Origin of the sequence: Mesorhizobium sp. M7A.F.Ca.CA.002.09.1.1, from assembly GCF_003998555.1 — a bacterium.
Taxonomy (GTDB): domain Bacteria; phylum Pseudomonadota; class Alphaproteobacteria; order Rhizobiales; family Rhizobiaceae; genus Mesorhizobium; species Mesorhizobium ciceri.
Map to the genome: position 1 here is coordinate 1 of NZ_RZRR01000282.1, position 5,971 is coordinate 5,971.

Here is a 5,971-nt window from a genome sequence, read left to right on the forward strand (position 1 = left end):
GCTACGACATGACGCCACTCGACGCTCAGGGCAAGCTGCGCACGACGTCGCCCGAGGCGATCGAGGCCGCCGGGCTCTACCAGCGGCTGATGACCAAATCCGCGCCTCCAGGCGTCACTGGCTTCAACTGGGCCGAAGCGCAGTCCGCCTTCCTGCAAGGCAGGATCGGCATGTGGTTCGATGGCGTCGGCTTTGCCCCGCCGATGGAAAATCCGGAAAAATCGCGGGTGGTCGGCAAGGTCGGCTATGGCGTCATGCCCAAGGGTCCCAAGGCGCACGCGGCTGGCACCTTCGGCGACGGTATCGGCGTGACGGCCACCAGCGAGAAGAAGGAGGCCGCCTATCTGTTCTGCCAGTGGGCAGTGTCGCCGGTCATGGGCGCGCGCCTGCTGCAGGCAGGCGCCGGCGTACCGTTCCGCAAATCGGTGCTCGAAGATCCAAAGGTGCGCGAAGGCGTCAACATGCCGGCAAGCTGGCTCGATGCGGTGGTCGGCTCCGGCAATGTGAGCCGGCTGTCGCTGCCGGTCATCATCCCGGTCACAGAGTTCCGCGACATCTACGGCGTGGCGCTGACCAATTTGATCGCCGGCGCTGATCCCGCCGAGGAGTTGAAGAAGGCTACCGACCAATTCCAGCCGGTCCTCGACAGGAGCGAGCAAGGCTGATGTCCGCCACCACCCCAGAACGCACCGGGGTGACGACGCAAGCCATCGAAGGGAGCCAGACGATCCGGCTGGCTCCCAACTACTGGCCTTTCGTCGTTCCGGCGCTCGTCGTCGTCGGCGCCGTGATCGTCTTTCCCTGGGCCTTCACGCTGTGGATGAGCGTCAACCGCTGGACGCTCGGCCAGTCGCGAAGCTTTGCCGGGATGGAGAATTATCTGCGGCTGGCGTACGACCAACGCTTCTGGGAATCGCTTCTCCATACGTTGAGCTACACCTTCCTTTCGGTTGCCGCGCCGATGTTGCTCGGCACCATCGCCGCCCTGATCTTCGACGCCAGGTTTCCGCTGCGTGGCCTGCTGCGCGGCGTCTTCGTGATGCCTATGATGGCAACGCCCGTCGCCGTGGCGCTGGTCTGGACGATGATGTTCCACCCCCAGCTCGGCGTCCTCAACTATCTTCTGTCGCTGGTCGGCATTCCGGCGCAGGAATGGATCTTCAACGCCAACACGGTCATCCCGTCGCTGGTTGCGGTCGAGACCTGGCAGTGGACGCCGCTGGTGATGCTGATCGTGCTCGGCGGCCTGGCGTCCGTGCCGCGCGAGCCGTTCGAAAGCGCCGAAATCGACGGCGCCAATGCCTGGCAGCAATTCCGCTATCTCACCTTGCCGATGATCGCGCCGTTCCTGATGATCGCGGTGATCATCCGCACCATCGACGCACTGAAGAGTTTCGACATCATCTACGCGATGACCCAGGGCGGGCCGGGCACGGCCTCGGAGACCATCAACATCTATCTCTACAACACCGCCTTCTCCTACTACGACATCGGCTATGGCTCGGCCATGGCCGTGGTGTTCTTCATCGTCATCGTCGCCCTGTCCTTCATCCTCCTGATGTTGCGCCAGCGCTCGCAGTGGATCGGCGTGGAGGGCAAATAGATGAGTTCACGACTGCTCAACCGGATCGGGCTGTTCTTCGCGGCCCTGGTCTTCGTCTCGCCGGCGATCCTGTTCTTCCTCTGGATGATCTCGCTGTCGCTGAAATTCGAGATCGACAACGGCGCCTATCCGCCGATCCTGATCCCCGAACATCTCGCCTGGTCGAACTATGCAAAAGTGTTCGAGGAGAACAATTTCCTGCTCTATCTCTGGAATTCGGTTCTGGTGACCGGCACGGCGACGCTTTTGGCGCTGCTGATCGGCGTGCCGGCCGGCTATGGCATCGCGCGGCTCAAGGCCGAGCGATCGGCGGTGGTCATCATGATCGCCCGCATGACGCCGGGGCTTTCCTATCTCATCCCGCTGTTCCTGCTGTTCCAATGGGTCGGCATTCTCGGCACGCTGTGGCCGCAGATCATCATCCATCTGGTGGTGACCGTGCCGATCGTCGTCTGGGTGATGATCGGCTATTTCGAGACCACCCCGATGGAACTGGAAGAGGCCGCCAACATCGACGGCGCCAGTTCCTGGCAGGTGTTCCGGCTGGTCGCCTTGCCCATCGCCAAGCCGGGCATAGTGGTCGCCTTTATCCTGTCCGTCATCTTCTCATGGAACAATTTCGTCTTCGGCGTGGTGCTCGCCAGCCGTGAAACGCGCACGCTGCCGGTCGCCGTCTACAACATGCTCTCCTACGAGCAAGTGAGCTGGGGGCCGCTCGCCGCCGCGGCCCTGGTGGTGACACTGCCGGTACTGGTCCTGACCATGTTCGCACAAAGGCAGATCGTCGCCGGACTGACCGCGGGCGCCGTCAAGGGCGGCTGAAGGCACGCTACGGCATCGCACTCTTTTTCGAGGAAAACCCAATGGCATCGGTCACAATCAACAACGTGCAAAAGGCTTTCGGAACGGCCAGGATTATCCACGATGTCAGCGTCGATATCGCTGACGGCGAGTTCGTCATCCTGGTCGGCCCGTCGGGCTGCGGGAAGTCGACGCTGCTGCGCATGATTGCCGGACTTGAAACGATCTCGGGCGGCAGGATCGCCATTGGCGATCGCACCGTCAACAATCTGCGGGCGCGCGACCGCAACATCGCCATGGTGTTCCAGAACTACGCGCTCTATCCGCACATGACGGTGGCCGACAATATGGGCTTTGCCCTCAAGATCAAGAAAGCCGATCCGGCCGACACCGCAAGCCGCGTCGGCAGGGCCGCCAGCATCCTGGGCCTCGACAAGCTGCTCGACCGCTATCCGCGCCAGCTCTCCGGCGGCCAGCGCCAGCGCGTCGCCATGGGCCGCGCCATCGTGCGCGACCCGCAAGTCTTCCTGTTCGACGAGCCGCTCAGCAATCTCGACGCCAAATTGCGCGTCCAGATGCGCGGCGAGATCAAGGCGTTGCACCAGCGGCTGGGCACCACCACCATTTACGTCACGCATGATCAGATCGAGGCCATGACCATGGCCGACAAGATCGTCGTGCTGCATGACGGCCTTGTCGAGCAGATCGGTGCGCCGCTCGACCTCTATGACCGTCCGGCCAATCTGTTCGTTGCCGGCTTCATTGGCTCGCCGGCCATGAACTTCATTGCCGGCCGCGTCGAGGAAGGCGTTTTCCGCAGCGCCAGTGGGCTGACCCTGCCGCTGCCGGAAGGCATCAACCTGGCAAAAATTCCCGTGGGTGAACTCATCTACGGCATCCGTCCCGAACATATCCGAGCAACGATTTCCCAGGGTATTGCCGGCACGATCGTGCTTCTGGAAGCCACGGGTTCGGAAATCTTCGCCAGGGTCGACTGCGCCGGCGAGGAAATCTCCTGCCTGTTCCGGGAGCGGCTTGCGCTGAAGCAAGGCGCGCAGATGCGCATCGAGATCGACCGCGCCTGTGCTCATCTGTTCGACGCCAAGACCGGTCGGCGATTCTAGCGCAAAGGTCTGATATCCCGGCGCAAAGGTCTCAAGCCACGGTTCGCTCTTGCCACTCGCATCGCTTGGCAGCAATCTCGGATCAAAGAGCCGCTCATCGGGTGGATGTCGGCGTCCCGGGGTTTTGCCATGACACGCGATCAGATGCTCGCCCACCTTCGATCCGCCGACGCGGTCGCGCGCGAGGCGGCGGCACATGGGCATCATCCCTTTGGTTGCGTTCTGGTCGGGCCGGATGACCGCGTGCTGATGCGGCAGGGCAATCTCGACACGGTGCGCCATGCCGAGACGGAGCTCGCCCGCCGCGCCGCGGCTGCCTACGCGCCGGAGTTCCTGTGGCAATGCACGCTGGTCTCAACCTTCGAGCCGTGCGCGATGTGCGCCGGCACGATGTATTGGGCCAATATCGGGCGGCTGGTTTACGGGGTCGAGGAGACCGAACTCCTGGCGCTCACCGGGGATCACGCGGAGAATCCGACGATGAGCCTCTCTTCGCGCACCGTCCTCGGCTCCGGCCAGAGAAAGATCGAGGTCTTTGGCCCCTTCCCCGAAATCGCCGACGAGATGCTCGCACCGCACCGCGATTTCTGGAAGCGCTGACGGCTTCGTCCCGGCCGGTAAGGTCGATCAATGGCAGCAGTGACTGTCGGATCGCGGTGGGAGCCGCCGCCGCCGTTCAACAAAATCAAAGACTTGTAGAATCAACGATCCGAAGTCGGACGATCTTGTCATGCGTTGCCCGTGGCGAGATCCTTGAGAAGGGCGTGCAGGCCGTGAAAACTCGGACAGTCGCTGCTTTCTCAAAGACTCAAAGGCCCTAAGTGGCTGATATTTAATGCTAAAACAATGGTGAGCGCGATGGGATTCGAACCCATGACCTACTGATTAAAAGTCAGTTGCTCTACCGGCTGAGCTACGCGCTCCCGCGGGCGAAAGGCGGCCCTCGAAATTGCGCGGAACATAGGGAGAGTGCCTCGACCGGTCAACCGGAAAAAGAGGTCTCGCAAACACGGGCGGCTTCGCCCTGTCGCGGCACTTGTCCCACGCGCTGTCGGGGGGAGAACGGCCAAGGAACGCTGCCATTTATGCCTGACGGTGGCATCCAGTCTGGGGAACAATTGTATGCGCCGCTCGTTTTTCGGGCACAGGGACGTCCGCCAAACCATCGAGGAGAAGACCAATGAACAGAATCACAACGAGCCTGCTGGCGACCGCTCTCTCCGCCACATTCGTTGCGGCGGAGGCGGTGTCGGTTAATGCCCAACCGAACTATGTGCCGCAGTCCCAGGTCGCGGTGCCGGATGTACAGACAGTCCAGTACCGGGAGTGGCGCAAGGACCGCTACAATCGCAATTTTTCGCGTGACCGCAGTTTTTCGCGTGACCGCAATTTTTCCCGCAATCGCGGCATGTATTGGAACGGCCATCGGGGCTATCGTGAATATCGCCCCGGCTACCGTCGTCACGGCGATTATTGGTTCCCGCTTGCGGCCTTCGCTACCGGCGCGCTGATTACCGGGGCAATCATCAACAACGAAAACAACCGCGTCTATGAAGGCAATGCGCATGTGCGATGGTGCTACGACCACTACCGCAGCTACCGTGCTTCGGACAACACGTTCCAGCCGAATTACGGCCCCCGCAGGGAGTGCCGCTCGCCTTATTGATGTGGGTGAGTGGGAGTAATTGATAGTGCTGCATTGAAGGCCCATGCCAGAAGTGGCGCGGGCCTTTCTTTTCGGTCACCCCTGCCAACTGAGGCCTATGGCGTGCTCAGCGTCCGGCGCACAGCATCGCGCCAACCAGCAAGTTTGGCTGCGCGCGCAGAGCCATCCATGGCCGGCTGGAACCTCCGCTCCAGCGCCCAGCTCTTCGCGAATTTCTTGGCATCCGGCCACACGCCTGCCTTCGACCCGGCGAGCCACGCGGCACCCAGCGCCGTCGTCTCCAGGATGGTCGGACGGTCGACCGGCGCGTCGAGGATGTCGGCCAGCCTCTGCATGGTCCAGTCCGACGCAACCATGCCGCCGTCGACCCGCAGCACGGTCTTGGCCGAAGCTCCCTTCCAGTCCTTTCGCATGGCGTCGAGCAGGTCGCGCGTCTGGTAGGCGACGGATTCGAGTGCGGCGCGGGCGAATTCCGCCGGCCCGGAATTGCGCGTCAGCCCGAAAATGGCGCCGCGTGCCTCGGCGTCCCAATGCGGCGCGCCGAGCCCGACGAAGGCCGGCACCAGGTAGACGTTTTGCGTTGGATCAGCCTCGGCAGCCAGCTTGCCGCTTTGCTCGGCCTTGCCGATCACCTTGATGCCGTCGCGCAGCCATTGGACCGCGGCGCCGGCAATGAAGATCGAGCCCTCCAGCGCATAAGTGGTCTTGCCGTTCAGCCTGTAGGCAATAGTGGTCAAGAGCCGGTTCTTCGAACGCACAAGGTCGCTGCCGGTGTTG

7 protein-coding genes and 1 tRNA gene are annotated in these 5,971 nt (G+C 62.5%); 6 read left to right on the forward strand and 2 right to left on the reverse strand.

Annotated elements, in window-relative coordinates; translation table 11 throughout:
• The 5 genes from EN994_RS14420 to EN994_RS14440 form a co-directional block, all read left to right on the forward strand.
• Positions 1-665, forward strand: a 665-nt coding sequence (locus EN994_RS14420) for an extracellular solute-binding protein (RefSeq protein WP_127307605.1), incomplete at its 5' end; no start/stop codon positions are given.
• On the forward strand, positions 665-1,603 hold the full coding sequence (locus tag EN994_RS14425; protein WP_013531801.1) for a sugar ABC transporter permease: 939 nt from the start codon (positions 665-667) through the stop codon (positions 1,601-1,603). The genes EN994_RS14420 and EN994_RS14425, both read left to right, overlap by 1 nt.
• On the forward strand, positions 1,604-2,425 hold the full coding sequence (locus EN994_RS14430; RefSeq protein WP_013531802.1) for a carbohydrate ABC transporter permease: 822 nt from the start codon (positions 1,604-1,606) through the stop codon (positions 2,423-2,425).
• Between the two features lie 41 nt (positions 2,426-2,466).
• Positions 2,467-3,528 (forward strand): sn-glycerol-3-phosphate ABC transporter ATP-binding protein UgpC, encoded by a 1,062-nt coding sequence (gene ugpC / locus EN994_RS14435; RefSeq protein WP_013531803.1) that lies wholly within the window; start codon positions 2,467-2,469, stop codon positions 3,526-3,528.
• Between the two features lie 129 nt (positions 3,529-3,657).
• The gene (locus EN994_RS14440; protein ID WP_063170230.1) at positions 3,658-4,128 is read left to right on the forward strand and encodes a nucleoside deaminase; all 471 of its coding nucleotides are present in this window, start codon (positions 3,658-3,660) and stop codon (positions 4,126-4,128) included.
• Between the two features lie 247 nt (positions 4,129-4,375).
• Here the strand turns inward: EN994_RS14440 and EN994_RS14445 are convergent.
• A tRNA-Lys gene (locus tag EN994_RS14445) sits at positions 4,376-4,451 on the reverse strand.
• Between the two features lie 257 nt (positions 4,452-4,708).
• Between EN994_RS14445 and EN994_RS14450 the strand changes: the two genes are divergently transcribed.
• Positions 4,709-5,194, forward strand: a complete 486-nt coding sequence (locus tag EN994_RS14450; RefSeq protein ID WP_063167948.1) for a BA14K family protein — start codon at positions 4,709-4,711, stop codon at positions 5,192-5,194.
• Between the two features lie 95 nt (positions 5,195-5,289).
• Here EN994_RS14450 and EN994_RS14455 read toward each other — a convergent pair.
• Positions 5,290-5,971, reverse strand: a 682-nt coding sequence (locus tag EN994_RS14455; RefSeq protein WP_245466028.1) for an FGGY-family carbohydrate kinase, incomplete at its 5' end; no start/stop codon positions are given.